2 protein-coding genes are annotated in these 976 nt (G+C 61.2%); both read left to right on the top strand.

All coding sequences use genetic code 11. The features are described from left to right. The first annotated feature begins 113 nt into the window (after window positions 1-113). Complete coding sequence (locus tag IMZ11_RS42530; RefSeq protein ID WP_228649246.1) at window positions 114-857, top strand: hypothetical protein; 744 nt, start codon at window positions 114-116, stop codon at window positions 855-857. 2 nt (window positions 858-859) lie between these two features. Then, window positions 860-976, top strand: a 117-nt coding sequence (locus IMZ11_RS42525; RefSeq protein WP_228649248.1) for a DUF5710 domain-containing protein, incomplete at its 3' end; no start/stop codon positions are given.

Below are 976 nucleotides of genomic sequence, written 5' to 3'. Positions count from 1 at the left end.
CCGCATACCGCTATCTGACGATAGGTCCTCTTGCAAAGCGCTCAGACGCCCAACAGGCTTAACGAGAACCCACGCACGCAGGCCCACGACGCCTTCCAATAACAGGGGATTAAATGCCAAAATCTAAGGGCCGCAAGGTAAAACGCAACACACAAATGCGCCGTACTCACGATCCACTGGGCCTCAACCAGCTATCAGACCCGATCACGGCGTGGAATCAGCATGCCGAGACCCTTTCCGTCGATCAGTTCTACAGCGAATGGTGCCACCTACGACTCGGCGCCGACGAGCATCAGCGGGCACTTGCGGCGGCCACCATGATGTGGGTTGGCGCGGGCGACCCCGGCGGCTCCTCAGCGGGGATGTTCCAGTGCTGGCACGCCTGCTACCTGATCGGCAAAGGGATGACAGCGCTGGGGTACAGCTACAGTCTTCTCACCGTCGCCGTCGATGTCTGCCGCCCCGATGGCCAGGTCATCGACCGGATCGGTTCACTCTCGCCGCGCCATGAAGGCAATCACTGGACCGGGCATACCGTGTTGCATATTCCTGCGATGACGACCATTTTCGACCCGACCATCGGGCAAGGGCGGTTCGCCACCACACCGCTTCTGCGCGCACCAGCGATCCTTGCTGATCCCCGACTGACCCGCCAAGCTCCACCGGGATCGCAGTTCATCATCCGCCGCGACCCCACAACGATCCTCGTCTACACCGTCACCAACGAAGGGGAACGTCCCGAGGACCATCCCGGTCACGAAGCCCAGAAACGCCATCTTGATGAGCAATTCGAGCGACTCGCTGCAACGTTCGTCCCACACGCCCGCAACATGCAGCAGCGTCACAGCAGAATGTAATCATGGAAGTGCAGCCCCGCCGACCGGATCGGCTCTGGCTAGAGGTTCCATACGAGGAAAAAGAGGCTGCTAAAGCCGCGGGGGCGTGGTGGGACCCAGCCCACCGAGCCTGGTATGCG

The organism is Microtetraspora sp. AC03309 (assembly GCF_020826795.1).
Taxonomy (GTDB): domain Bacteria; phylum Actinomycetota; class Actinomycetes; order Streptosporangiales; family Streptosporangiaceae; genus Microtetraspora; species Microtetraspora glauca.
The sequence above is the reverse complement of the archived record's forward strand: the minus strand, read 5'-3'. Positions and strand labels throughout refer to the sequence as shown.

Excerpts from the sequence above, each read along its gene's own strand:
- IMZ11_RS42530 (WP_228649246.1), top strand. The coding sequence starts at position 114 with ATGCCAAAATCTAAGGGCCGCAAGGTAAAACGCAACACACAAATGCGC.